The sequence below is a fragment of the Glutamicibacter soli genome (assembly GCF_052322135.1).
Lineage (GTDB): Bacteria > Actinomycetota > Actinomycetes > Actinomycetales > Micrococcaceae > Glutamicibacter > Glutamicibacter soli.
In genome coordinates this window covers 3,397,726-3,420,413 of record NZ_CM125969.1, presented here as the reverse complement: position 1 = coordinate 3,420,413, position 22,688 = coordinate 3,397,726, and the positions used below count along the sequence as shown (strand labels likewise).

The window sequence follows — 22,688 nt, the reverse complement described above, 5'->3', positions numbered from 1 at the left end:
CACCCTTTCTCAGAAGGTTCGGCACTTTGCGAGTGGCCGAGGTGTGGGGTGGAGCGTGGAAACAGCGTGGATACGTGGGTCAGCTGACGATCTTCGATAGGGAGGCGGTGATCGAGGAGACGCCGCCGAATCCCAGCGAGGAGGCGTAGCCTCCGGCGGAGGCCTTGGGCGCCGCGGGCTTGGAGGAGTGCACGGTTTCCGGGCGGGCCTGGAGCAGCAGCAGGTTCTCCCCGTCGGGCAGGTCGGCGTCGATGGCCCACTCGATGTCCTGCGGGGACTTGTAATGCTTTTCCGCCCGCTTGGCCAGCTGGGCCACGGCGGACAGCTCGTCGTTGCTCAGGCAGCGCACCGTGCGGCGCTCTTCCGGGACATCCCTTTCCACCAGGGTGTTGGTGGCCGGGTCGGGGATCATTTCGGCATGCTTGTCGCCGATGTGCTCGGTGATTACCGCCAGGGTGACCTTGTCCAGCTGGATGTTGTCCGGCGTGACGGTTCCGGAGACCACCATCTCGCCCACGCCCCAGGAGGCGTCCACGGTGATCTTGGAGCGGTCGCCGTTGGTGGGATCCAGGGTCATGGCCACGCCGGCGGTCTTGGCGTTGACCATCTTCTGCACCACCACGGCCATGCACAGCCCGTCATCTGGGATGTTGTTCTTCAGCCGGTAGAGGATGGCGCGGCTGGTGTACAGCGAGGCCCAGCAGGCGCGGATGTGCTCGCCGACCGAATCGAACCCGGTCAGCCACAGGTAGGTGTCCTGCTGTCCGGCGAAGGAAGCATCGGGCAGGTCCTCTGCGGTGGCGGAGGAGCGCACGGCCAGCGGGGCCTCGGAATCGAAGCGGGCCTGCAAGGCGTCGTACGCGGCTCGGGTGACCTCGCGCAGGTCGGCGGGAACCGGGCGGGAAGTGATCAGCTCGCGGATGGCGGCGCTGGCGGCGTCCACCGCGGCGATGTCCTCCGGGTCCAGGCCGTCCAGCTGGGCGTTGATGCTGTCTTCCAGTCCGGTGCCCATGAAGGCGCGGAAGGCGGCGGTGTTCACCACGAAGCCGGGAGGGACCGGCATGCCGGCGGCGGTCATGGTGACCAGCGAGGCGCCCTTGCCGCCCAGGCTGTCCAGGGTGGGTTCCTTGCCGCCGTCGAAGAATTCAATGAAGTCGTTGTTGCTCATCGTTAAGCCTCAGATCGGGAAGTGGAGTCGGCATTCAGCTCGACGTTGACGAAGTCGGGAACGCGGAAGGACAGGTTCTTCCGGAAGGTGATGGCACCGCCGTCGACCAGTTCAAGGTTCGGCAGCGCACTGGTCAGTTCCTCCAGCGCGATCTTGGCCTGGAGCTTGGCCAGCATGTTGCCCAGGCAGTAGTGGATGCCGAAGCCGAAGGACAGGTGGTCGCGGGCGTTGGGCCGGGTGATGTCGAAGTCCTCGCCGTTCTCGAAGCGGGATTCGTCGCGGTTGGCCGAGCCCATGAGCAGCAGCAGTTCCGCACCCTGCGGGATCTGCACGCCGCCGACCTCGGTGGCGGCTAGGGCCTTGCGGCGCCATCCCACGATGGAGCCCGAGTAGCGCAGCACCTCGTCGATGGCCTTGGGGATCTGCTTGGGATCCGTCACGACGGCGTCCCAGGCTTCGCGGTGCTCCAGCAGCACGCGCACGCAGTTGGAGATCAGCGTGGTGGTGGTTTCATGGCCTGCGAAGAGCAGCGAGTAGAGCAGCGAGGCGATCTCGTGGTCGGTGATGTCCGCGCCGTCCTTCTGGGCCTGGACCAGGTCCGCGGTGAGGTTGTCGCCGCCGGCGGCGTGGGCCTGGGCCACCTGGGCCTGGCAGCGTTTCCAGTACTCGACCAGGTTGTGCGCGTGGGTGATCTGCTCCTCGTCGCTGAGGTCTCCCCAGGTCATGGCAGCGCGGGAGTCGCTCCAGCGCTTGTAGGTGTCGACCATGGTCACGTCTTCGCCGATCAGGGTCAGGATGGTGATAGTCGGCAGCGCATAGGCCAGGTCTGCCACGATTTCCGCGTGGTTGGTGCCTTTGGTGAGCATCGAGGCGATGGAGTCCTTGACGTTCTGGCGGATCATTGGTTCAAGGGCCTTGAAACGGCGCGGGGTGAAAGCCTTCTGCGCCACGGCGCGGATGCGGGTGTGCTCCGGCGGACGGCGGGCGGATAGGCCCGAGTAGGTGGTGAATCCGCCCTCGGTCATGATTGCGGTGGCCTGGGGGCCGCGCTTGCGCACCGGAGCCTGGGCGTTCTCCGAGGAGAAGGTCTCCCAATCTTCGAAAACCGACTTCACGTCGTCATATCGGGTGATGACATACAGCCCGGTGCGCTCGTCAAACATCACCGGCTGTTCGCTGCGCATCTTTGCGTAAGCGGGGAAAGGGTTCTCCATAGCGAACGGCTCATACCCGTGGTGGTCTGCCGGGGCTTCTGCTCCGAAGCCCATTGGGCATCCGCCGGATACGGCTGGTGTGCTGGTCATGGAATCTGCTCCTTGGGAAGTCGATGAGTCACGGTGTGATCCGTGCAACATTGATCGATCCCTAGTGTTGTCCATGGCGCAGCAGGATGGGAAGCTAACGCTTCCATCCAGTGGAAGGCTAATTTCTAGCGGTGATTAGTTCTCCCTCCCGGGCACATTCATGTCAGGCCCGGAAATGATGCCCAGCAGCGTTTCCAGCGGAATATGCGCGGTGGCTGCTTCGATGCGCTTGGAGATGCCGTAGAGCACCGGAAGGTGGCGTTCCATGTTCGCTGCATGGGAAGTGGGAATGACCAGGCCGATGGAACAGCCCAAACGGCCGGTGTGATAGACCGGAACGGCAATCGAACAGGTTCCCAGCCGGACTTCTTCCCGGGTGATGGCGTACCCGTTGTGGCGTGCCCGGCTCAGCTCATTGCGCAGCTGCACGGGGTTGCTGCGGGTGTGCGGGGTGAGCGGTTCCAAGGGCTGTTCGAGGTAGGCGTCCATGACCCAGTCTTCCGAGAACGCGAGGATGGCCTTGCCCACGGCGGTGGCATGCAGGGGGAGTCGGCCGCCCACCCGTGAAGCCCGCGCGATGCGTTTGGTGCCATAGACGCGGTCGATGTACAACGCCATGTTGCCGTCGCGGATGGCCAGCTGGCTGGTCTCCCCGGTAAGTGAAAAGAGGTCTTGGACAAAGGGTCGCGCGGTGTCGCGCAGCTGGCGTCCGGTGTTCTGGGCGATGGCCCACAGCCGCAGCCCGAGCTGGATTCCGCCGTTGCCGGTGCGGCTGAGGATCCCCTCATCCACGAGTTCACCGACAAGCCGGTGCGTGGTGGACAGCGGAAGGTCTGCGGCCTTCGAGATCTCCGTGAGGTTCAGCGCCCGGCGCGAGGTTTCGAAGGCGGAGAGTATCGCCAGGATCTTGGACGTGACGCTGCGTCCGGGTTGCGAGCTTCCTCCGGCCATGTGTTCTCCCAAGTCTCGGTGTCTTTGCCAGCTGAAGACAAGGGTATCCGGTTCAAGGGCGAGCGGCGCGGCCCCGGCACAGCCGGAACTGTGACGCAGCACCTACAACCCAGGACTGAGGTCGGAGCCAGGGGATTTACGCCGACGGAGCGAGGTCAGGAATTGGGGGAAACAGTAGGCTGGAGACAACAAGAACGAAGTCACCGCATGACAACAGCTACTTGAGGAGCAACATCTAATGTCGGCAGCAGCCACCGGAATTCGCGCATCTTTTGCCAAGAAAATGATCCTGGGCGGTGCTGCGCTGGCACTGGCGGCAGGGGCAACCGGTTGCAGCGCGGTTGAAGACTTCAACAAGTCAACCTCGGATTCCTGGGCTGTCACCTACGAGGTATCGGTCACCGGTGGGGATACCAGCAAGATCACCGACATCAAGTACCTTGAATCGGAAAAGCGCGGCGAAGCCGGCACCGAACTTTCGCTGCCTTCGGGAAAGACGACGGCCGAGGGCAAGGGCACGGCAGTCTGGAGCCTTGAGAGCATTGTGACCGCTGAAAAGGACGCAGCTATTTCAGCGGTTCCTGGCAAGGGCTCTACCGCCACCTGCCGAATCCTGCTTGACGGCGTCAAGGAAATTGCCGCTGAAACCTCGAAGCCGGGTGAACGCGTAGACTGCGCAGTCACCACCCCAGCCTTCTCCAAGTAGCAGCCTAAGATCAGTCTGAAAGCGCCAGCCTCTGCTCGAAGAGGTTGGCGCTTTCTACTGCAACCAAGGCGCTGGCCATGAACCGCGCGGCGTCGGTGAACAGATGGTTGCTGACCCGGGACTCGACCAGCTGGAAGGCTTCGGAGCGGGTGAGGCCGAACCAATCCATCACGGTGTCCACGCCATGCGGGGTCAGGCGCCACAATTTGTCGGCGTCCTTCACTAGCGAATCTTCCAAGCTGGTGGAATCCTTGCGTGAATCATGGCCATCGATAATGTAAGTGATGCGCTCGCTGCGTTTGTTATCGAATTCCTCTGCCTGCAGCAGTTCCCGGGCGAGTTCCGCCCCCAACTTCTCGTGCTGCAGCACCAACTCCTTGTCGCCGGCTCCCGGCGCGATGGCAGACAGCACCAGCTGCGGATCCACCTGCGACCAGCCGATGTCATGAAGCAGAATGGCCGGCAACACCACCAGCGGATCCGCCTGCGGGTGGTGCTTGAGCAGCGACTGAGCGAGCGAAAGCGAATACAGGGTGTGGGCGTCATTGCTGCGCACCGCAAGATAGGTCTTGGCCTTCTCCCAGAGCCTTTCCAGCACGGGGAATTGTTCAAAGACGCCGGGTTCTGCTGGCGGAATGAATCCGCTGACATCGTGGCCGTAGTGGTTTGCCAGGGGCTGCAGCTTGGTCATGGGGCTCATCGTGCCAGCAGAAACCGTGAGGGGGAAGAATATCCTTCCATCCAGTGGATGCCTGATGCAAGGCGTTTCAGCCGATCAGGCGGTCTGCCAACAGCCGGTAGGCGTTCAGCCGATCCTCCGGGTCGCTGACGAGGGTGTTGAGCATTAGCTCGTCGGCATTGTGGGATTCGGCTAAGGCCAGAAGCCGGGCGCAAACCTTGTCCGGGGTGCCGACGATCAGTGCTTGGCTGCGTTCCTGGGCCCGGGCTCGTTCCGGGGCGCTCCACTGGTAGCTCCCGGCGCCGGCGGTCGAGGGGATCGGACCGTCGTGCCCGAAATCCTTGCGCACCCGCCAGAGCAGCAGGGCCTCGGCCAGTTCCTGGGCCCGTTCCTCTGTTTCAGCCGTGACGAAGCGGACCGCCAGGACGGTGTGGGCAGCGTGTCCGGATTGCGCGGCCGCTTCCTGATAGGCGCGGGTAGCAACCTCCCCGCCGGTAGGACGCAGGAAATGGCCATGGACGTATCCGGCGCCCAGCGTGCCGGGCAGCGGTGCGGACGAGCCGCCGGCTCCCAGCACCCACACGCCTCCAACAGGTTCGCTGTCCGGCTGCGGGTGGTTCGTGCCGAATTCCTGCACCAGCGCAGCGATCTTTGCGGCATAGTTCGGGTCTGACAGCGCCGCCCGTCCCAAGCCGGTGTCGACCCTGTTCGGATGCACCGCCGAGAGCAGTCCCATCGTTTCGGCGACCTTTTGGGCCGGGTAGTACGGCAAGAGGATCGCACCGGTACCGACCCTGATCCTGCTTGTACGTTCAAGCGCCAGCGCAGTCATCATTTCAGGTGCGGCGCTGGCGAATGAGCGGGAATTGTGGTGCTCGGCAAACCAGATGCGGTGGTATCCCAGCGCATCGGCATCTCGGGCCAGAGCTAAGCCGCTCGTCAGCGCGGCAGGGCTATCAGGGGCATGCTCGGTGAGCGGAACTTGATCGAGGATTGAAAGTCTCATACCGCGCTGTGTCCTGCCAATTTCTTCGTTGTATTCGACAGCCGTATGAAGGGTCATTGCACGGCCGCCCGGTCCGTGGATGAGCATACCTGTGTCTCCCTGTTGCCACCGCATCCGCGGCAGGGACACCACAGTCAGGCACCCGCCACCATGCCATGACAGCACCTGCAGCCCCAGTGATGATAGCTTGAAGATTAATCGAGGATACCCAAGGAACTTGGCCTTCCTCAGCTGCCGGACTATTGGAAGACAGACAGGCTGGACACGATGTCAGAGACGACAGAAATCGATATGAGCGATCTTGCTATTGCCTCGCGTGCGGTGCTCAAGCCAATTGCGCAGATTGCCGAAGCCGCAGGGATCCCGGAAGAAGCTGTCGAGTCCTACGGCAGGTACAAGGCCAAGATCGACCCATCCCATCTTCCTGCCCGCAATGCCGCGCTCGGCAAGGTGGTCCTGGTCAGCGGAATCTCCCCGACCCCGGCCGGCGAGGGAAAGTCCACCGTGGTGGTGGGACTTGGCGACGCCTTGTCCTTGGCAGGAGCCAAGACGCTTATTGCGCTGCGCGAGCCATCGCTGGGCCCGATCTTCGGCATGAAGGGCGGTGCCACCGGCGGCGGGTATTCGCAGGTGCTGCCGATGGACGAGATCAATATGCACTTCACCGGCGACTTCCATGCGATCACCAGCGCGAACAACCTGCTGATGGCGTTGATCGACAACCACCTGCACCGCGGCAACGCCCTGGGGATCGACCCTCGGAGGATCACCTTCAAGCGCGTGATCGACATGAACGACCGCGCCCTGCGCAATATCGTGATCGGCCTGGGCGGCCCGACCGAGGGCGTGCCGCGCGAAGCAGGATTCGAAATCACCGTGGCCTCGGAGGTCATGGCGGTGTTCTGCCTGGCCACCGGGCTGGAAGACCTGCGCGACCGGCTGGGACGCATGACCATCGGGTACACCTATGAGAAGAAGCCGGTCACCGTTGACGACCTGGGCGCGGCCGGGGCCATGACCATGCTGCTCAAGGACGCCATCAAGCCCAACCTTGTCCAGACCATCGGCGGCACCCCGGCATTCATCCACGGCGGGCCGTTCGCCAACATTGCCCACGGCTGCAACTCGGCCATCGCCACCAACACCGCACGCTCGCTGGCCGATGTCGTGGTCACCGAAGCGGGCTTCGGCGCGGACCTGGGCGCGGAGAAATTCATGGACATCAAGGCACGTTATGCCGGCTGCGACCCTTCCGCCGTGGTCATCGTTGCCACCATCCGTGCCTTGAAAATGCACGGAGGAGTAGCCAAGGACCAGCTCAAGGGCGAGAACGTGCAAGCGGTACGCGACGGCATGGTGAACCTAGCCCGGCATGCTTCCAACGTCAGGAAATTCGGGATCCATCCGGTCATCGCCGTCAACAAGTTCGCCACGGACACCGCGGACGAGCTGGCCGTGGTCACGGAATGGGCCGCGGAAAACAACATTGAATGCGCCGTGGCAGATGTCTGGGGCCAGGGCGGCGCCGGAGCCGGGGACCTGGCAGCAGCGGTGTTGCGGGCCATCGACGCGCCGAGCGATTTCGCCCCGCTGTACGAGTTGGAGAAACCGGTAGAGGAGAAGATCCTCACCGTGGTGAAGGAGATCTACGGCGGGGCGGAAGTGGACTACACTCCCGCTGCAAAGCGGGTGCTGGAACAGATCCATGCCAACGGCTGGGACAACCTGCCGGTGTGCATGGCCAAAACGCAGTACTCCTTCTCGGATGACCCAACGCTGCTGGGCGCGCCCGAAGGCTTCACGCTGCTGGTTCGCGACCTCATTCCGAAGACCGGAGCCGGGTTCATCGTGGCGATCACCGGTGCCATCATGACCATGCCGGGGCTGCCCAAGGTGCCTGCCGCCATGCACATGGACGTGGACGAGAACGGAAACGCGGTCGGCCTGTCCTAAACCGGTGCTGGCAAAGCCCACACTGTGCAAGGGTGACCATCATCCTGCACCAGCTAGCTGTGCCGGTGAAAGACCTTATAGCCTGTTGCTCGCAGCGCGGAGCGTGAATAACAAGGGTGGCCGATGACCGTCTGCTGTGCCCATCATTGTGGATTGCATACTTGGTCGAGTGCTGGAGGCTAGGTGACTTCGTGGGGGAGACCAAGTCTCCGCTAGGCAGCGCCAGTCATCAACCCATTAGCTACCTGACGGCTTGGCCCTGACTTAGCCTTCCGAAACATCCACTCCAGCACCTCGGTATTCATGGGGAGCCGTTCATTGAAGATTTCTTGACCCGTGCTTCTGTTACCGCCACGAGCTGGCTAACACGGAGAAATTCGAACGCCATTCCCATCGTTTCCGTTTGCGGATTCCTAGCCCGGCGTGCAGGTATCCAACGCTTCATGGATGGATCACATCTCTGAAGCACCGCGGCGGCGCGCCTGTGCGGGCCGCCGCGGTTTCCACCCGAGCATTCAAAATTCAGCGGGTTGGCCGAAGACTGGTCTACGGGCCGTTCGGATTCCCGCACACCACGCAGAATCTGCGGCAGCCTGCGACCGACTAATCGGTGGAGTCGCGCTCGATAATGCCGGTACGCGGATTCACCTGAGGCCTCTGGTAGGCCAGTTCTCCGCCATTGCGCCCGCCATAAGGCCGGCCGTGATCGGCGTACTCTTCCCGGTAGAAAACCAGCCGCCAGCCTCCAAGCTCGATTCTCGCCCCGCTTCGCAGGACGTACTCTTGGCCAGCATTCAACCCTGCGCTTCCCCCAACCCTATGGACTGCTTGGAGGACGTATTCGTCGAGGTCGTCCCTGACGATTCGTGCATGGACAGGTTCCAGGCCTTCTAATATCAGTCCGCTATCCTGGGCACTGCCAATGACCACGACGTCGTCAACGAGGTTGAGCACCTTCGGCGCTTTCCCATCCCAAGACTCGCTGTCCTTGACGAAGATGAGCCTCGGCCTACCGCCGCGATCGGCATAATGCGTGGTGGTAGGCCGCATGCGCTGGTTCCTTTGGAAGGTGGGGAACAGCGGAAACAGGGTGCTTGGAATGCCCAGACTTCCATTCCTTCGATCCTTCTGCAGCAGCCCTTTGACGTTTTTCATTGAACCAATCCGCACGGCGTTCGATTTCATCGCGAGGCGACCGGTTAAATTGGGCTTGACGTCACCGAGCGTGGCGATATTCCCATTCGGCCCATCAATCACAATCTGGATTCCAGAGTTCTTGAGGCGATGCGCAAGCTGGCCTAGGGCAGGACGGCTGGCACCTCTAGAAACTCGGAATATTGAGTCTGAATCGGCTTTGATATGGATGATCCGGCCTTCGGCCTTGACAGTTCCATGTACTTGTTCCGAGTCATCAGTGCCCTCGAGTGGCTGGTCGACCGTGAAATTCAGGTCAATGTCGAAGCGCATCAGGCTACCCGTTCACTCGCGGTACTGATCTGAACCCAGTGAGTGGTCATCGCTCGTAGTGACCCTCAGCGTGCCGTTGAACTTCCATGTAGCCCGGGGTGCATCTGGACCGATGTCTCTCGGTACTTCAACCATCATGTCCACAAGTGTGTAGTTCACAGCTGCACCACGCCCGGTCAGGTAGGACCACAATTGTTGGCCGAGATCAGACCAATCGGCAATTTGCAGATCCTCCACTGGCAAATCTTTATTCGTATTAAAATTGTCCACTCTACCCACATTCCTCTGCTATCGAGAATGATCATAAAAACTGGATGAAGCTGCGGGATCCAGGCCCAGTGTGAAATAGATTACCCGCTACGCGCGGTCAGGTAAATGATTAATCTAAATTTCAAAGTCACCAATCTTGCGGGTGATTTTATCGGATGTTGTTCGAGGTCACGCACCTTAGGATTTGATGTATATCCACAAGTCAAGTTCGGAGTTTTCTTGGCTTGGCGGGATGTCGTTATGTGGGTAGGTAAGGGTGGTGGACGCATAATGGAGCGGGAATCCGGTGTTTCTTGAAAAATTATCTAGAAAATCGAGATTTACGAATTTAGGCGTTTCGTATAACTGAATTCTCGATAATTTAAATATTTGGAATAAGACTATTCGGTTGCGAATTCTGAGGCGCAAGGATGGTCAACGCGCTTCATGCAAGGATTGGCCAAGATTCTTTGCAAGCCGAGTTATCCTCCATTCCGTAGTACTTACTTACCGGCGAGGCGACGCAACCACAACACCGTCGGCAAAGTTGCTGTGGGGAGGAAGTGTCGGTTGTGGTCGCACCGAAATTTAATAACTAGGGACCATCGAGGGCCTAGACATTGTGATGCCCGGCGTGCATACACTGACCGTTGAAACCCGCGTACATGAGCAACCGCAAAACCTTCGACGTCAAGTATCAAGTGTCGGGACTGCGTCTCGGCTCAGGGATCGCTTTGGATCGGTGTCTGGACGTCGTGCTGCTGGAAAGTGAGTGCGGGCCGTCCGCAGTTCTTGCAGATCGTCAATAGCGCTGGGAATGGGGCGACTGTTTTCACGAGTGCAGGCGATCGAAGTCACCGTCGTGAGTTGATCTTGCTTGATGGCGTCAAGGGACATACCGCCGTAGCCAGGTCCTCCGACGAACGCGCCGCAATAGAACGTTGACACTTCGATGGAAAATTTAGTCGAGAGCTTTTGAAGTCCAGTGAGTCGCTGTGGCGCGCACCAGCCGCGGTAAGTGAAGTCTGCAGTTCAGCTAAGAGTCTAGCGTATATGGGAAACTGGTGCCGCCGATTTTTGTGTGCGAGAGCCTCGGGCCTACCGATTGAGATTGAACTCAATAGCGGAGAAACGTTGGTAGATCGGCTTGCAAAAGTTAATCTTCGGGGGTGGAGATCTAGGGAGCCAGCAACACTTATGTTCCCCGTTCAGGTTACGTTCTCTTCGATAAAGCCACTTATGACTACCTATTTTCGTGAAATGCCCGAGCTAGTTGACTAATGGTTTTTCACAAGTGGTTACATCATGCTTCGCCACCCTGGAACGGCCTCATCCAGTGCATCAAGCCGCCACTGAATGAGTCTTTGCTCGGCTCTTCTTTGATGTTGGCAATGAAGCCATACACCAAGTGTGTGTTCATGTTCTGTAGTGAAGTTTTTGTAACGCGGCATCGTTTCGAACTCCGATATGAAGTCTTGTAAGTTCGCAAGGTTCGTCTTCCAGAGTTCGTCAAGTTCATTCTGGTGAATATTGACGGTCCAGCCGGCAAGATCTTTAAGCAATTCAACCTTGGTCTTAGATATGCGTCCTGTTTCGTACGCACGACGTTGTACAGCGACCCAGCGAAAAAGCGCCTTTTCATGTTCGTCTCCATCGCGACTTGGTAGCTGATCGTGGGTCGCTTGAAAGCTAATGACTTCATTAAGCCTTGTTCGCCATCGAGCCGACGGCCTATCGGGGTCGCGTTCATTGAGAGCGGCTTGGTGCGTAGCTTTAAAGCCTGGAGTATATTTCTCTCTTACCCGCAGATGTACATGTACAGTGGCTACGCTCTGATGGCATAGATCAGCAATCTCCCGCGCAGTGAGTCCTGCTGCGTACATCATGTCCCACTCTGGGTGCCTTGAGATGTCCCAACCAGTCATGAGTAAACGCTAATATACATAGCTCTGGATCTGAAGTGCTAGTCATTTCTGAGTTAGTGATGTTGCGGGTCACAGTGGCAAGTTGTTCTGAAAAGTAACTACGATCAGCGACTCTCTTGATCTTGAGATGGGCGAATCACGAAACGTTTCTCAGCGCCGTTCATTGAGATCGAACTGGGTTGGATCCGAGAGGAGTGTGCCGAATTGATTGTGCAAGCTCCCTAATCTATTGGGAGAAAGAGACTAGGAAAACTTGATATGGCTACCCAGAAAGAGCCGGTTGAACAGAGCGTGAAAAACAACCCTGACTTCGTCGAGAAGATCGCTATTCACAGCTCCATGGGCGCCGTCAATGGCGCGGGGTCCTTTGATGGGCTGATAGGCCTTAGCATCCATAGCGAAGTCCAGCTTGAAGTCAATGATGGGATTCGTTCATCTGATTATTCGCGCAGGCCTGGAACGCGGCCTGAAATCCGAGCTGAGCAGCCACCTGGGCCATGAGCAAGTCGAAGGCCACGGTAGGTTCCTCCCAAGCTCCCGCAATGAGTCCTATCCGCCATCCGTGCCCGCGATCGGAAGGGGACTCCGATCTGCAGGTTCCACATGACCGGGCTGGCACCTTCACGCGAATCTTGCTGCCTCAAAGGCCTGCCTCGCACCGGTGACCCGAATGAAATGATCATCTATATCTATGCCGGCGGCATGACCGTCCGGGATATCGCCAATCACCTGGAAACCACGGTTGGCACCCAGCTGTTACACGACACCATCAGCAAGATCATAGACGAAGTGCTCAAAGAAGCCTCCGCATAGCTGGAACGCCAGTTCGAAGAGTTATGCCCTATCCTGTATTTGGTTGTGCTCTTGGCCAAGATTCATGGCAGACAATAGATGTGCAACAAAGCCGCGCCAACGGATAATGAAGGCGCGAAGTTTTGGGCGCAAGTCTGTGCACAACTGGCCAACTGCGGTGTTAAAGACGCATTGATCGCAAGCAACGACAGCCTTACTGGCTTCCCGGAGACGATCGAATCGAGCTACTCAAGGATGACCGTGCAGACCTGCGTGGTACACCTGTCCGCGCGGCTAACTGGTTCGCTTCCTACGGCGACCGCGAGGTCGTCAGTGCGTAGCTGAAATGTACTTGCACAGCACCGAACATCGAATCAGCACGCAAGGCATTGGATGATTTCGAAGCGTCCAAGCTGGGGCAGAAGTATCCGTCGGCGGTGGAGACGTGGCGCAACGCGTGGGAACGGTTCACCCCGTTCCTGGAGTTTTCGCCATAGCTTTGCAAGATCATTTACACGATAAACCAACAAAGATCATAGATGCCGACAAGTAAGACACACGAAACTCCGAAAACTCTTCGGTTCCACTGAACGATGAATATTTTTCAGGACGGCATCCTGCACTGCAGTTGCAAATCAAAGATGCCCGTGTGACCGTATAAGACTACTTGCCAGAAGTCTCGGGAGGCATCCTTGGGTGAAGTTGTCGGAGAAGACTGGCAACCTATAAGACAGAGGGAACAAGATTTCGGTTCTCTTAGTGAGCCTCTACACGTCCACTCAGTAGCGTGGAGGGTGGGACAAGAACTGCTGAGCGATAAACTAGACGTTGCCCTCAATTTCTCAATCAGAGATGTTCGAGCGGCAGGAACAGAGGAGGAGTGCGTGGGCGTTCGCTACATCGGGAGCAAAGCACGTGTTGCGGAAACCATTTTGGATCTCGCGGGAGACGAGATATCTGGACGGTTTGTTGATGCCTTCAGCGGAACCGGATCAGTGGCATCGGCGGCAGCTGATAGAGGCTGGGATGTAACTGTCAACGACTCTCTTCCATCTGCCGTGGCGATGAGTGTGGGAGCAATCGTCGGCAGCCAAAATGTACCTTTTGCTTCACTGGGTGGATATAACAAGACTCTGGCTTGCCTCAATGAGGCTAAAGAAACTCCAGGCTTCATTCACGCCCAATATAGTCCCGCATCAGGGATTTTCGGGGACGTAGAGCGCCGTTACTTCACCGAAACGAACGCTGTACGCCTAGACTCGATGCGGAACCAAATCCGGAAGTGGTCTAACGATGGCATGCTCACTTGGACGGAACAACAACTCCTGCTTGCTGATCTGATGCAAGCAGCGAACAGCGTGGCTAATATCTCAGGAACGTACGGATGCTTCCTTAAACGATGGACACCGTCTGCTCTCAAAGCAGTGACTGTAAAGCCTCGTAAACTTCCTTCGCGAAATACAGATTTCAAGGCCGTTATTGGAGACGTTTCTGAACTCCAAACAACAGAGCTAGACACTGTTTATTATGATCCACCCTATACTAAGCGCCAGTACGGCGCGTACTACCATTTACTGGAAACCATTCACGCTGGTGATGAACCTGAGGTCTCTGGAGTTACTGGGCTCCGTCCATGGCAGGAAAAAGCTTCTGATTATTGCTATAAGACGCGAGCCCTAGATGCTCTAACTAGCCTTATCCTTGGAACTAGAGCCCGGCGGATACTCTTGAGCTATAGTACGGAAGGCCATGTAGCCAAAGACCGTCTAGTGAATTCTCTATCTGAGGCTGGCCAAGTCACCGTGCATGAGATCAAGACCATTGGTCGCTACCGTCCGAATGCGCAAGCCTCGGCGTCGGGGAATACTGTCGACGAGTACGTTATAGAAATTATCCCCCTTGAATTGAACATGGTGGGTCCTCTTGAGAATAATTCGGCGGTTTCTGCGTGAGAAGTCTGGAACAGAACCACCTACTTTTTGCGAATACATTGCTAGACCAGGCTGCCACTGAAGTCTGTCCCTCCGCGGAACTGAGCGATGCTCGCCTGACAATACTCGAGACCGTGGCCTCAGCAGTAGGTGGCTGGAACCTAGAAGAATTTTGGGAGCGTAACCAGCAAAGCCGTCCTGAGCTTCATAGCGACCCTCATCCATGGGCAGACAAGCTGCGCGCCAGTATCGCTGCCACTCCAATTCCAGTCTCGTTGGCGCTGTCGGCACTAAGTCGTGAAGTACTCCCGTCTGCTCAGCAGCGAAAAAGCGGAGCATATTACACAGACTGGAGGCTAGCGGAACAGCTTGCCGCTCAGAGCGTCCCAATGGTTCGCACTGACGGGCTTTGGATTGATCCTGCATGCGGCTCTGGTGTGCTCCTGGCGGCAGCAGCTATGACACTGCAACCAGGCGCGAAACGTAACCACGTTATCCGCGAGCAACTGACAGGGGCTGATCTCTCAGCCCGAGCGCTCCGAGGTGCACTTCTCTCTGTCGCGAGTCTCACCGCGGACCTTGACGCTGTATACGGTTTTGCTAGTCGTCTATTCCGGCAGGATAGTCTGAGAAGTCGTAATACCTGGGCAGAGCTGGTACCTAAGGGTGCAGCGCTAGTCATCGGGAACCCACCATGGGAGAAACTGAAGGTTTCACGTCACGAACTCGCGACGGAGCTTGGCCAGGTTCGGCACTATGGCCAACGCTACAAAGACGAGATTGACCTGACCCACTCGAGAGCTAACCTACTCTCCTATATCGAGCAAGTTGCAATGGGAACTCGCTTTCAAGGTAAGGGCGAGCATGACCTGTACAAGTTATTCCTTGAACTTGGCTTGGCGCTTGCTGCCGAAGACGGCATTCTTGCAATGATACTCCCCGCTGGACTTATCCGATCGCAGGGGACCGAGACATTACGACGTGAACTCATCCGATCGGCACGCGAGCTGTCTATCTCTGTCATTGAGAATCGTGCGCGCCATTTTGCTATCGATACGCGGTTTAAGTTCTTGACCATGGTTGCACGTGTCGGTGGGGATAACCACCTGCCGATCAATCTCAAGGTTGCTGACCGGACTGGGGTATTGCCTAACGAATCGGTCAGTATTTCTAGATCCGAGCTCCACGCTGTGCGTAACGACCTATCCATTCCCGAGGTTAGGACCTCAGACGAGTGGGAATTGTTTGCTCGGTTAGCTAAGAATTCCATCTCCATCGGTGACCCGACTGGGCCTTGGCGCCCGACGTACCGACGTGAAGTCGATATGACGCTCGATAAGAAGAAGTTCAAGCGCACACCGGACAATGAATCCCTCCCGCTCTTGGAAGGGCGTCACATTTCCCATTACCGATGGCGTGCCAAAACCTATCAGAGTGGAGAAGGGCGTGCCGCGATTTGGCGACCTGAACCAACCGGGAAAGCCACACTAAAGCCCCAATGGTACATCCAGCCGAGCACGATCCACCCAGCGTCCGCGGAGAGAGCTGCCCGAAGCAGGATCGGATTCTGTGACATAACAGGACAAACGAATGAACGATCCCTGCTTCTAGCCAGAATTCCGGCTGGGGTCTCTTGCGGAAACAAGGTCCCAACGCTCGTGTTTGCTGATGGAAACGCCGATCGGGAAGACCTATTTCTAGCACTGACAAATTCTCTCGTTGTGGACTGGATGATGCGGCGCCTCGTGACGACGACGGTCAACTTTTTCCTCCTTAACTCACTCCCGTTACCGAAGCTGGATGAGGATTCAGCGATTGGTAAAGAACTAGTGCAACTAGCACGAAGCATCTCAGCCGCTGAAGGTGACCCAGAAGTTAGTCTTTGGGATCTCGGACAGCGGCGAGCCCGTATTGATGCCCTCGTGGCTTCGGTCTGGTCGCTTAGTCTCGAGGACATGGAAGTCGTGCTCCGGGATTTCCCTCTTCTCGACCGAGGCCAACCGCCTCTATTTGGTGAGGATAAATCCACCATCACACAGGATTCCGTACTTGCTGAACTGGCCAAACTTCACGAAGTCCAACATGCCAGTGGCCTCCGTCTAAAATATGCTCAGGAACAAGGCGCTATGCCATATATCCCAGCTGAGTACGTATAAAGGAGCATTTTGACAACAGAACCACGCCCGATCCTTGTTGTATTCAAGGAAATTGTCGACGGTGATATGCGCAAATTGCTCGCGGAATCTAATGATGCGCAAACAGGGGGAGGTGCACGGGACCTTCGATTCCCTGCGAGGGCATTCGACGCTGTCCTGCGACAGATATTTAACAAAGACGCTGTCGGGCGCGGTGGAAAGGATATCAGGATCGGGGACGTCATGTATCTCGATTCAAATGAACGACTGCAGAAAACACAGCTTGAGTATTGGCCTCCGACCGCTTCACGGAGGACCGAAAGTAGAATCTCTAAGATTCACAAGAGTCCTGCCCTTGGTGGACAGCTGCCTCGAACCGACAGCGGTAGGGTGTTCGTTCTACTAATACAGTTCAGCGATGGAATCGTCCGCTGCGAATATGCCTACGAAAACGACCTCAAGGCTAACGTCTGGGCCCCGGAACTTAAGTCAGTGGTCCTTGGCTGTTCGTCCTCTACCAATGACAAGAACAGAACGAGGTCAAAGCTGCAGGCTCCAGCACTGGGTTATTATGACTTCAGCAACGGGACGAGGTACTGTCATGCAGATTCAAAGTAACATCGAGGCCGACGCCGAAGCAGTATTGAAGGCCCTGGCTACACGTAAGAACGTGATTATTGCCGGCCCACCCGGAACTGGCAAATCACGCTTACTTAATCTGGTTCGAGAACTTTTCACGTGGGACCAGGGGACGACAGGTTCGGCACCTGCCGCGCGAATCCCGCTCCCTCCAGCCCGAGGCCCTATCCCGGCATGGTTCCCGAGTCCTAACCAAATTGACGATCGGGTAGTGTTTCAGACGGTATTTGACCAAAATACAAAATACCGTGACTTTATGCGCGGCCTTGTGCCCAAAGTTTCGGAACCCGGTGTTTTTGAGGTGACCAAAGGTACTTTTTATAGGGCATCCTTGCATGCCAAAGTGGCTGGCCAGGCCGCTCTCGTAATAATCGACGAGATAAACCGAGGCCCCGCAGTCGCGGCCTTCGGCAGTGCTCTTGTTGGGCTCGAGGCAGACAAGCGTATCCCCACCAATGGTAATGACACGCCAAGCACGCAATACTTTGAGATACTGGGTGACGCCGGCGAGCATGAAGCTTTTGCTCTTCCCCATGACTTGTATGTGCTTGCAGCCATGAATGAAGCCGACACGAGTGTCGAGCCACTTGACGTTGCTTTTCTTCGACGCTTTCACCTACACCGTCTTGAACCTGATCTGGGAACACTTCGAGCGCACCTCGGTCTTCCTACAACCCCGGGAGTCCTCCCATCGGCGCCCACTAGCGCTAAGGACTACTATGAAGCACTTGCTCAGGCATTTCCTAAGATCAACAGGCAGATTCTTCTAGGTCGAGGGCAGGCGTACCAACTTGGACATGGTGCTCTAATGCATGCAGAAGTAGACCTAAACTCGGTTGGCTTTGCACAGGAGTACATTGCCGCGGCATGGGCGACATTGCGAGCACACATTGATGAGGTTTTCTTCGGGAATACACGTGCTATATCAGATGTCCTTCAGGCAGAGAACTCACAGAGCCCATACTCGATGGAAGAGGAGCTCTTTGCTGGGCAGACCGTGAGACGAATCAACGGCCCCACCCGGCCGACAGCTGATCAGCTCTACAAGCTGCTAAATCTCATCTCCAAAGAGTGAGTAAAATCGAACGGATCGTTCTTCAGGAACTACGGGTGCGCCCCAATACGACTGCCGAGATCGCGAAACTCTGCAATATTTCGAGTGATAGGGTCATGCTCCAACTTCGTGATCTTAACACCCACATCACAAGACTCCTAGGATATGAAAAGGACCCGATCACCGTATCCTCAAACGGCGCTTGGAGAGTGGACGGTATAGCAGGACTCTTGCGTCTCAACTCGCAGGTCGAGCTTGAGGTCGTGCCCAAGTTCCTAGAGCCCTTAAACGCTTCATGGCGTCTGGATTTTTTCCTTCTCGCAGTCTTAGTTAAAACCGGGCATCTACTAGTGCATGACGATATCTCTGCTGGAGCACAAGACCGTGGGGACCTTGCGACGCTGATCGCGCGATCATTCCTAAACCTCTACGCCGAATACCAGCGTCGGCCAATACGCGGCTACAAACGTGTGCAACAGGCCGACTATGCCATTGATGGTGATGTCGAATGGGAATCCCTCTTCTTGCCTGAACCTGATGGCTTTCGGATGTCGAGGCTGGAACTAGTTCAGCAAAACCCCTATAATGCGGTTCTCGCCGCAGCGGTGAGGATACTCATCCCTGAGGTCGCGGACGGCGACACACAGGCACAGTTGAAGATGCTGTCCCACACCTTAGGGAAACAGCTCCCACCTCCAGCTGTTTTTCCGCCGCTTCCACAGCGTCATAGCTCAATGCAACATGCGTACGATCTGGCGCGACTTGTTGTGGAAGGTCTCGGCCTGGACCTCAAAGGGGGGACATTCACGGGACCCGGATTTGTGTTGTCAACTTGGTCAGCGTGGCAATCTCTGTGCGAGGAAGTGGCCAAAAGGGCATTGATCGACCACAAAGTAGTTGGGCAGAAGCGCTGGCTGCTCGGTCATCGCGGAGATGAAGGTAAAGAACCTATCTATACCACCCCGGATATCTCGCCGTTGAAAGATAGAACAGTAGAGTTTCTTCTCGACGCGAAATACAAGACACGGGTCGGAAAAAACCCCAGCATCAATTCAAGTGATGTGTATGAGTCGCTGGCGTTTCTTACCGCGGCAAACGTTGACGACATCATGCTCCTATACCCTTCTACTCAGTCTGTTGTTGATCAACCACTCGGAGAATGGTCTGAATTCGACAGAGTCACAGTGGGTAAAAGTGTGATTAGAGGTTTCGAAGTTCAAATTCAGGGAATCTCTAGTCGTAGAGGTTTCGAGGAGATAGTTGCAGGGGCGCGGCGGGCCCTCGTCGCAGATTGCGCTCCGTTAACCTAGCGCTAAGAGATCATGTCTTATCGTTGAAGGAGAGTTCAAATCTGTTGAGGAAACTGGTGACTTTTTAGTTCGAACGTCAACGATCAAGTAAATGTTTCTGCTGTCATAATTCTTAGAGCTATCCATACTTGCAGCAATCATACATCGGCGAATAACTCGCATTTAATTCTAGGCACGATAACAATCTGACGTTACATTATCCGAAAGTGTCGTTGACGTCGGGTAGCCTGTCTAGATGGATAACTGCGGCGTAGGTAGCAATTTTGACTTCGGTGAAGGAATTTTCGAAAGTTTAATTACCAATAGCTTAGCTAAACAAATCCAAGAACTGATCGGTTACAGTCAGTTAGTCGAACCCGTGGCTGAGGATGAAGCCCCGACTGAATTGGCTCGGTACCTTGGACGTGCGATCGAAGCCCGGCTTGGTGCGTTGAAGCCGAGTCAGATGATCGCGATGTCGAATAAGATCCTTGAGATAGTCGGGGACACCGACAATGTATTATCCGGCCCTCAGAAACTGATGGAGCTCAAGAAGGATTCTGGCATCCGCATGCGAACTTTTAAGCGGCCGCAAACTTCGCTGAGTGCTGCGGCTTTGCTCACGAACAGCCGTGAGGATCCACAACTTGCCGCCGAACTACGGGCCGAGCTGTCCTCAGCTAATCGGGTGGACCTCTTATGTGCTTTTATCAAATGGGAAGGACTGCGGCTACTTTCCGAGTCGCTTCAAGAGCTCAAAGACTTCGGCATTCCTATTCGCGTTATAACCACTACTTATATGGGAGCGACCCAACGCTATGCAATCGACGAGCTCGTGCGTAGATTCGGCGCGGAAGTGCGAATCAACTATGAGACCAATGCGACGCGGTTACATGCTAAGGCTTGGATGTTCCACCGAAATTCCGGTTTTGATACTGCATATGTGGGAAGCTCCAACCTCAGCAGGCCTGCACTGCTCGACGGGCTCGAATGGAATGTTCGGCTCTCAGGTGTGGCGACACCTGGACTGCTACAAAAGTTTGCGCTGACTTTTGACAGCTATTGGGAAAACAACGCTTTTGTTCCCTACAACCCAGATACCGACGCTGAACGCCTGGATGCAGCGTTGTGTCGTGCCGGCGGAACAACGGCGGAACGCATGCTCGGCTCCACAGGGTTAGAAGTGACCCCGCTGTTGCACCAGAAGGAAATGCTTGAAGAACTCGATGCTGCCCGTACCAACCGCAACGAGCATCAAAACCTGGTGGTTGCCGCGACGGGAACCGGCAAGACAGTCCTGGCAGCTCTGGACTACAAGCGACTCTGCGAAGCCGCAGGTCGGGAACTCACGCTCCTGTTCGTGGCACACCGCAAGGAAATTCTCGAACAATCGCTGAAAACATACCGCAAGGTCTTGGGCACGGGCTCCTTTGGTGAAATGTTTGTCGATGGCCAAAAGCCGATTGCATGGAAACACGTATTTGCCAGTGTCCAATCACTGGCTGCACTCGGACTCGACAAGATCGACTCTCGTGCATTCGACGTTGTAGTGATCGACGAATTCCATCATGCAGAGGCTTCTTCCTACCGCAAGCTCATTGAACACTTGGAACCCGTTGAGCTATTAGGGCTGACAGCAACGCCCGAACGTGGTGATGGTGTCAATGTTGCGGACACTTACTTCGACGGTCGGATAGCTTCCGAGCTGCGCTTGTGGGATGCCCTGGACGCAGACCTCTTAGTTCCCTTCCACTACTTTGGAGTAGCGGATGATGTTGACCTCAGTGCGATCGAATGGAAGCGCGGCTCGTATGACCTGGATCAGCTGAGCAACATCTACACGGGCAACGACATGCGTGCATTGAAGATTATTAACGAGCTTCGCGATAAGGTGCTCAGTACTTCAATGATGCGCGCGCTGGGCTTCTGCGTCTCTGTACAACACGCGCAGTACATGGCGAAGGTTTTCAACGAGGCCGGCATTCCCTCGGTAGCGGTTTCCGGAAACTCAGGAACCGACGAACGTGAGGGAGCATTGGCCAAGTTGCGTGCCCGCGAACTGAACTGTATCTTCGCCGTCGATCTTTTCAACGAAGGACTGGATGTGCCAGAGATCGACACAATCCTCCTTCTACGCCCCACTCAAAGCTCAACTATCTTCCTTCAGCAACTAGGCCGGGGCCTGCGCCGAGCCGACGACAAGGCCGTGCTTACTGTGCTGGACTTCATTGGCCAGCAACGCAGGGAGTTCCGCTTCGACGTCAAATACCGTGCCCTGTTGGACGTTACGCGCAAGAAGCTGGAACGTGTCATTGACGATGGTGCACCGGGACTGCCCTCGGGATGTCAACTCATGCTTGATAGGGTCGCGCGCACCATCGTGCTGGACAACATTCGTTCCCAACTTAAGCTCAACAAGCCAGCACTGGTTCGAGAAATCAAGTCTTACGGACTGCTCGAGGTAGACGACTACCTCGAAGCATCGGGCCGGGATCTCAAGGATGTCTACCGTAAGACGGGGGATTCCTGGACGGCTCTTGTCCGCCGTGCGGGACTGGTAGCAGGTCGCTCACCGTGGGAAGACGATCTAGATAATTTCGGTCCCGCGCAACAAGATGAAGAAAAGGAGTTACTGAAGAGGGTAACGTCTTTGCTCCACGTTGATGATGCAGAACGGGCTAAAGCGTATTCCGAACTGCTGTCTGTTGAATCACCACGCTATGAACAACTGAGCGAGCGGGATCAGACTTTTGCCAGAATGCTCTTTTTCATGTTTTGGGACGATGGAGGAGGACATGCCTCTTATGACGAGGGTCTGGATCGAATCCGAGCCTATGGGTATCTCGTTCGAGAACTGCGTGCGGCTTTTAAGCGTGGCGTCTCCCGGAGCCCGCATGCACCGAAGGGATTGCCTTTGGGGTTGCAACAGATTCCTCTCTGCTCCCATGCAACGTATTGGCGCTCGGAGGTGCTCGCAGCACTAGGCTATGGTTCCTTAGAACTAGGAAAAGGTGTCAACAACCACCGTGAAGGCGTTGCCTGGTGCCGCCAGACAAGTACAGACGTCCTATTCGTAACCCTGAACAAAAATGAAGCGGTCCATAACCCGAATACGCTGTACAAGGACTACGCGATAAGCCCGCGGATCTTTCATTGGGAATCGCAGAATGCGACGGCGCCTACCAGCCCGACGGGTAAGCGCTACTTAGATCGAAAGTCGCATGGATCGCACATTCTGCTGTTTACCCGTGATGTTGCGGAGGAAGATGGGCTGGTCGTCCCATTCACTTGCTTGGGCAGCGTTGACTACGTCAATCATCAAGGAAGCAAACCGATAGCCATCACCTGGAAACTACAGCGAGAAATGCCGGTCAGCGTGTTCACAGCGGCAAACGCGGTCGCACGTTGATGATCAAACTATTGCGTTAGAACCAAAACGG

At 56.5% G+C, this 22,688-nt stretch carries 16 protein-coding genes and 1 pseudogene; 9 read left to right on the top strand and 8 right to left on the bottom strand.

Annotation, left to right across the window (positions count from 1 at the left end; translation table 11 throughout):
- Positions 1 to 79 precede the first annotated feature (79 nt).
- The 3 genes from ACTX90_RS16185 to ACTX90_RS16175 form a co-directional block, all read right to left on the bottom strand.
- Positions 80 to 1,168: a PEP/pyruvate-binding domain-containing protein gene (locus ACTX90_RS16185; RefSeq protein WP_120991315.1), complete on the bottom strand. Its 1,089-nt coding sequence runs from the start codon at positions 1,166 to 1,168 to the stop codon at positions 80 to 82.
- 2 nt (positions 1,169 to 1,170) lie between these two features.
- The gene (locus ACTX90_RS16180) at positions 1,171 to 2,472 is read right to left on the bottom strand and encodes a cytochrome P450 (RefSeq protein ID WP_443442434.1); all 1,302 of its coding nucleotides are present in this window, start codon (positions 2,470 to 2,472) and stop codon (positions 1,171 to 1,173) included.
- A gap of 135 nt (positions 2,473 to 2,607) precedes the next feature.
- Positions 2,608 to 3,423, bottom strand: coding sequence for an IclR family transcriptional regulator (locus ACTX90_RS16175; RefSeq protein WP_443442433.1), 816 nt, complete (start codon positions 3,421 to 3,423; stop codon positions 2,608 to 2,610).
- A 238-nt stretch (positions 3,424 to 3,661) separates the two neighbouring features.
- On the opposite strand from ACTX90_RS16175, the gene ACTX90_RS16170 reads away from it, so the two are divergent.
- Positions 3,662 to 4,129 carry a hypothetical protein gene (locus tag ACTX90_RS16170; protein WP_113607154.1) on the top strand — a complete coding sequence of 156 codons (468 nt, stop codon included), beginning with the start codon at positions 3,662 to 3,664 and terminating at the stop codon, positions 4,127 to 4,129.
- A gap of 10 nt (positions 4,130 to 4,139) precedes the next feature.
- Here ACTX90_RS16170 and ACTX90_RS16165 read toward each other — a convergent pair whose 3' ends face one another.
- Positions 4,140 to 4,820, bottom strand: a complete 681-nt coding sequence (locus ACTX90_RS16165) for an HD domain-containing protein (protein WP_443442432.1) — start codon at positions 4,818 to 4,820, stop codon at positions 4,140 to 4,142.
- A 76-nt stretch (positions 4,821 to 4,896) separates the two neighbouring features.
- A complete protein-coding gene (locus ACTX90_RS16160; RefSeq protein WP_443442431.1) occupies positions 4,897 to 5,814 on the bottom strand; it encodes an LLM class flavin-dependent oxidoreductase in 918 nt (305 codons plus the stop codon).
- A gap of 291 nt (positions 5,815 to 6,105) precedes the next feature.
- Here ACTX90_RS16160 and ACTX90_RS16155 point away from each other — a divergent pair, with 291 nt between their 5' ends.
- Positions 6,106 to 7,767 carry a formate--tetrahydrofolate ligase gene (locus ACTX90_RS16155; RefSeq protein ID WP_443442430.1) on the top strand — a complete coding sequence of 554 codons (1,662 nt, stop codon included), beginning with the start codon at positions 6,106 to 6,108 and terminating at the stop codon, positions 7,765 to 7,767.
- A 603-nt stretch (positions 7,768 to 8,370) separates the two neighbouring features.
- On the opposite strand, the gene ACTX90_RS16150 is transcribed toward ACTX90_RS16155, so the two are convergent.
- Both ACTX90_RS16150 and ACTX90_RS16145 read right to left on the bottom strand, forming a co-directional pair.
- Positions 8,371 to 9,234 (bottom strand): FHA domain-containing protein, encoded by an 864-nt coding sequence (locus ACTX90_RS16150; protein WP_443442429.1) that lies wholly within the window; start codon positions 9,232 to 9,234, stop codon positions 8,371 to 8,373.
- A 12-nt stretch (positions 9,235 to 9,246) separates the two neighbouring features.
- Positions 9,247 to 9,504 carry a hypothetical protein gene (locus ACTX90_RS16145; protein ID WP_047120321.1) on the bottom strand — a complete coding sequence of 86 codons (258 nt, stop codon included), beginning with the start codon at positions 9,502 to 9,504 and terminating at the stop codon, positions 9,247 to 9,249.
- A 644-nt stretch (positions 9,505 to 10,148) separates the two neighbouring features.
- On the opposite strand from ACTX90_RS16145, the gene ACTX90_RS16140 reads away from it, so the two are divergent.
- A complete protein-coding gene (locus ACTX90_RS16140) occupies positions 10,149 to 10,292 on the top strand; it encodes a hypothetical protein (RefSeq protein WP_443442428.1) in 144 nt (47 codons plus the stop codon).
- Between the two features lie 489 nt (positions 10,293 to 10,781).
- Here ACTX90_RS16140 and ACTX90_RS16135 read toward each other — a convergent pair whose 3' ends face one another.
- On the bottom strand, positions 10,782 to 11,408 hold the full coding sequence (locus ACTX90_RS16135) for a helicase associated domain-containing protein (RefSeq protein ID WP_443442427.1): 627 nt from the start codon (positions 11,406 to 11,408) through the stop codon (positions 10,782 to 10,784).
- A 258-nt stretch (positions 11,409 to 11,666) separates the two neighbouring features.
- Here ACTX90_RS16135 and ACTX90_RS16130 point away from each other — a divergent pair.
- The 6 genes and pseudogenes from ACTX90_RS16130 to ACTX90_RS16105 all read left to right on the top strand — a co-directional run.
- Positions 11,667 to 12,694 (top strand): annotated as a pseudogene (locus ACTX90_RS16130) (IS256 family transposase); the annotation flags it as partial.
- Between the two features lie 300 nt (positions 12,695 to 12,994).
- Positions 12,995 to 14,152 carry a DNA adenine methylase gene (locus tag ACTX90_RS16125; protein WP_443442426.1) on the top strand — a complete coding sequence of 386 codons (1,158 nt, stop codon included), beginning with the start codon at positions 12,995 to 12,997 and terminating at the stop codon, positions 14,150 to 14,152.
- On the top strand, positions 14,149 to 16,287 hold the full coding sequence (locus ACTX90_RS16120) for an Eco57I restriction-modification methylase domain-containing protein (protein WP_443442425.1): 2,139 nt from the start codon (positions 14,149 to 14,151) through the stop codon (positions 16,285 to 16,287). Before ACTX90_RS16125 ends, ACTX90_RS16120 begins: the two co-directional genes overlap by 4 nt.
- 580 nt (positions 16,288 to 16,867) lie before the next feature.
- Positions 16,868 to 17,980 (top strand): AAA family ATPase, encoded by a 1,113-nt coding sequence (locus ACTX90_RS16115; RefSeq protein WP_443442424.1) that lies wholly within the window; start codon positions 16,868 to 16,870, stop codon positions 17,978 to 17,980.
- Entirely contained in the window at positions 17,977 to 19,269 is a 1,293-nt protein-coding gene (locus tag ACTX90_RS16110; protein WP_443442423.1) for a 5-methylcytosine restriction system specificity protein McrC, read from the top strand. Before ACTX90_RS16115 ends, ACTX90_RS16110 begins: the two co-directional genes overlap by 4 nt.
- Positions 19,270 to 19,504: 235 nt before the next feature.
- Positions 19,505 to 22,657, top strand: coding sequence for a DEAD/DEAH box helicase (locus tag ACTX90_RS16105; protein ID WP_443442422.1), 3,153 nt, complete (start codon positions 19,505 to 19,507; stop codon positions 22,655 to 22,657).
- Positions 22,658 to 22,688: the final 31 nt, after the last annotated feature.

Coding starts and splice junctions, on each gene's coding strand:
- ACTX90_RS16150 (WP_443442429.1), bottom strand. CDS start 9,234: ATGCGCTTCGACATTGACCTGAATTTCACGGTCGACCAGCCACTCGAG.
- ACTX90_RS16165 (WP_443442432.1), bottom strand. CDS start 4,820: ATGACCAAGCTGCAGCCCCTGGCAAACCACTACGGCCACGATGTCAGC.
- ACTX90_RS16175 (WP_443442433.1), bottom strand. CDS start 3,423: ATGGCCGGAGGAAGCTCGCAACCCGGACGCAGCGTCACGTCCAAGATC.
- ACTX90_RS16140 (WP_443442428.1), top strand. CDS start 10,149: ATGAGCAACCGCAAAACCTTCGACGTCAAGTATCAAGTGTCGGGACTG.
- ACTX90_RS16155 (WP_443442430.1), top strand. CDS start 6,106: ATGAGCGATCTTGCTATTGCCTCGCGTGCGGTGCTCAAGCCAATTGCG.
- ACTX90_RS16115 (WP_443442424.1), top strand. CDS start 16,868: ATGCAGATTCAAAGTAACATCGAGGCCGACGCCGAAGCAGTATTGAAG.
- ACTX90_RS16170 (WP_113607154.1), top strand. CDS start 3,662: ATGTCGGCAGCAGCCACCGGAATTCGCGCATCTTTTGCCAAGAAAATG.
- ACTX90_RS16105 (WP_443442422.1), top strand. CDS start 19,505: ATGGATAACTGCGGCGTAGGTAGCAATTTTGACTTCGGTGAAGGAATT.
- ACTX90_RS16185 (WP_120991315.1), bottom strand. CDS start 1,168: ATGAGCAACAACGACTTCATTGAATTCTTCGACGGCGGCAAGGAACCC.
- ACTX90_RS16180 (WP_443442434.1), bottom strand. CDS start 2,472: ATGACCAGCACACCAGCCGTATCCGGCGGATGCCCAATGGGCTTCGGA.
- ACTX90_RS16135 (WP_443442427.1), bottom strand. CDS start 11,408: ATGACTGGTTGGGACATCTCAAGGCACCCAGAGTGGGACATGATGTAC.
- ACTX90_RS16160 (WP_443442431.1), bottom strand. CDS start 5,814: ATGAGACTTTCAATCCTCGATCAAGTTCCGCTCACCGAGCATGCCCCT.